Raw genomic sequence first — 3,071 nt, forward strand, 5'->3', positions numbered from 1 at the left:
TGTCCCCCTCGGCGACCCGGGGGCTGATCAGGCGGTTCCTGGCGCAGCCGGAACCGTGCACGGCAGCCGTGCACGAGCGGCTGGAATGCCTGACGCCACGGGAACGCGATGTCCTGGGGCTTGTCGCGCTGGGACTGTCCAACGACGAGATCGCCGAGCGTCTGTTCGTCAGCCCGCTGACGGCCAAGACCCACGTCAACCGGGCCATGACCAAGCTGGCCGCCCGCGACCGGGCCCAGCTGGTGGTCATCGCCTACCAGTGCGGCGTGGTCAGCCCGGCGACGGCGACCCGCCCCCCGGCGACCGGCTGAACGCCGGCGGGGCCGCTCAGCGCGTTGTGGCCCTGTCGTAGGCCGGCCTGCCGGATACCGCGGCCGTGGTACCCGGGAATTGCTGCACGGGGACGACGCGCAAGGGGCCCTTCCTGGGCGATGGTGAGGTCATGAAACGGAGCCGCGTACCGGTGCACCAGCCGTACACCGGCCCCGGTGACGGTGCGATTCTCACCTCTGCGCGAAGGGACCCGCCATGCTCACTGCCTCCCAGGATTGCCGCACCATCGGCGACCTGCTAGAAGGACACGCACTCAACGTCCTGGACCCCGGCGAGGCGAGCGCGGTCCGCGCCCACCTGGCGACCTGCCCCGACTGCCGGGACGAGCATCACTGCCTCGCGGCCGTGGCCGCACACCTGTCCTCTCTTCGCAAGGCCCTGGCCTGCGACCCCGGCCGGCAGCCGCCGTCGTACCTGCCCGGGCCGGCCGGGCGCCGCCATGGCTCGTGGCACCGACGCCGCCGGCACAGTGCGGCCCGAGGGGCCCTGGCCACCCCGCTCACGCTGTCCCAATGGGTGAGCCGGCTTGCCTACGTCAGGTGAGCGACCGGGCAGCGGGCTGATCCGCCCGGGCGGCACACCAAAAGTGCGCGCCGAGCGCGCCGGTGAGGGGGCTCACCGCGCACCGCGGCGGACGCCGCCGACGGTCCCCGGTTGTGCACACGACCAGGAGGAATCACGCGCGTGCCCGCTGCCCGGCATCCCTCCCCGAGCACCGCCGCCTCTTTCGGGCTGCCGCGACGGGCCGTGGTCGCCCCGTCTCACGGGTGGCCGAGGATGCGCTGCTCCGGCCGGTGACCCGGCCGGAGCAGCCGGCGGCACTGCCGGCGATCGTGGACGTGGCAGCCCGGCCCGTCGCCGGCCGGGTGGTGGCCGCACGCGGCCGGCCGGGGCCGGTGTCCGGCGCGGTGACGCAGACCGGCGGGGGAACAGCTCGCCGTCTGCCACAAGCTCACCGTGCGCCTGAGCCGACCGTCCATCGACGACGGCCTCGACACTCTCGGAAAGCGGGCGTTCCGGCTCCTCTCCCCCCGCCAGTGGATCCTGCACCAGGCGGTGAACTTCGCCTGCGCCCCCCACCCGGGCCCCGCGTGGGGGGCGGCCCGACTGCGGATGCGCGGTCCGGGCGAACCTGCTGAGGGCCTGCGGCGACGCTGTCAGGTGGGTGAGGGCGTGGGTCTCTGCCGGCGCCTCGGGGCGTGGCGGGGGGTCGGGTGCCGGGCCGCTGCTCAGGCCTCGGCGGGCCGGCGGCGCCGGTGGCCCGGCCCCGGAGGGCGGAGCGGACGGCCGTCTCGGTGCGGTGGTCGGGGGCTGTCGTCGGGTGGCGGCGTGGCCGGGTGGCTTCGTTCGTCTCCAGGCACAGCGATGGCCGGTGGGTTCCGGGGGCAGTCGGTGCTCACCCGCCTCGTGAATCTCGGCGAAGGATGACGGCACTTCGCGGGTGGTGTTCGCGGGCCTCGCGCAGCCCCACCGCCCGGCCGTCCTCGGCCGGGGTCGCGTTCGCCGGCGATGTCGCCGCGGTGGGGGTGTCGGCCGGATCGGCGGCCGGGGCGGGGGCGTGGTGAGGCTCCGGGCGCCGGCGCCGGCGTGGGCGTGGGTGCGGGTGCGGGTGCGGGTGCGGGTGCGGGTGCGGGTGCGGGTGCGGTGGGTCTGGTGCTCCAGGCTTCGGTGAGGAAGTCAGCGGGCGGCTTCTGCAGCCGCCCGCCAAGCTCCACGACAGCATGCCGCCCGCGGTCGACGACGTGGAGGGCGGCATGGCCACACCGTCCGCTCGCCGGCCGGTGCAGAGGTCGGCGAGGGGGGCGCACGGGTGAGCAGGGAAGCGTGGACGGGCCCGGCACCGGACACGCCGACCCCGGGTGTCCGCGATTCGCTCGCGGCGACAGGCATCATGTTCCTGGCCTGCTCGCGTGGTGGCGCGTGGGACCTGTTGACCCAGGACTCGAACACGGGATGGATCATGCTGGACAGTCCCGCCTCCACCCCGCGAGGCCGTGCGGAGCACGGCGGGGCGCGCGTCCTGGCCGCAGTCCTTCTCCTGGCCGATGCCGGGATCCACGTCTACGAGGTCATCGACGCGGACGTGCCCCTGCTCATCGGCGGTTTCACCGCCACCGTGGTCGGTACCGCTGCGGGCGCCCTTCTTCTTTTGACCCGCGGACCGCGGCTGGGCTGGGTCGTGGGAGGGCTCACCGCGTTGCTGACCACCATCGGCTACATCGTCACCCGTGCCACGCCCGTTCCCACCGACGAGGACGACTACGGCAACTGGCTGGAACCCCTGGGCGTCTGTTCGCTGGTCATCCAGGGCGTCGTCGTCATGGCCGCCGTGGCTCTGAGCGGGCCCGCCCCCCTACGGCCGGGCCACCTCGTCCAAGAGGTGAAGTCGGTGACACCCGGCCTCCGGCCCGATGAACCAGGTTCCGGTTCGCCTGACGAGCCGCCCGCATCACCATGAACAGAGCCCGTTGCGGGCGGGGGGCACGCGTCCAGGACACTCACGTGGACCCGCCGGCCGGCCGCAGGTGCACAGTGATGAGGACCCGGGGCCAACGTCAGGTCTTCGCCTTCACCGGGACGTTCCGGGGGAACCTCACCCTGCGGACGACAGCACGTCACCGGCCCGCCCGCGCGCTCGACCACCCCACCCGCCACCCGGCAGCACAACGGCCATACCGATTTCACCTGATGTGTCAACGAACGACACGCTGCTGCCGCGGGTGAGCAGGTGCCGACAA

The 3,071-nt window shown here is 73.9% G+C and carries 3 protein-coding genes; all 3 read left to right on the forward strand.

Annotated elements, in window-relative coordinates; genetic code table 11:
- The coding region (locus ACFP2V_RS16595; protein ID WP_381212188.1) for a response regulator transcription factor at positions 1-311 on the forward strand (311 nt) is incomplete at its 5' end.
- Positions 312-528: 217 nt separating this feature from the next.
- Positions 529-876 (forward strand): anti-sigma factor family protein, encoded by a 348-nt coding sequence (locus ACFP2V_RS16600; RefSeq protein WP_381212191.1) that lies wholly within the window; start codon positions 529-531, stop codon positions 874-876.
- Between the two features lie 1,267 nt (positions 877-2,143).
- Entirely contained in the window at positions 2,144-2,791 is a 648-nt protein-coding gene (locus ACFP2V_RS16605) for a hypothetical protein (RefSeq protein ID WP_381212193.1), read from the forward strand.
- The last annotated feature ends 280 nt before the right edge of the window (positions 2,792-3,071 follow it).

The organism is Streptomyces incanus (assembly GCF_042656345.1).
GTDB lineage: Bacteria > Actinomycetota > Actinomycetes > Streptomycetales > Streptomycetaceae > Streptomyces > Streptomyces incanus.

What these genes read in the sequence shown, in the direction of transcription:
- ACFP2V_RS16600 (WP_381212191.1), top strand. Translation starts at nt 529, where the DNA reads ATGCTCACTGCCTCCCAGGATTGCCGCACCATCGGCGACCTGCTAGAA.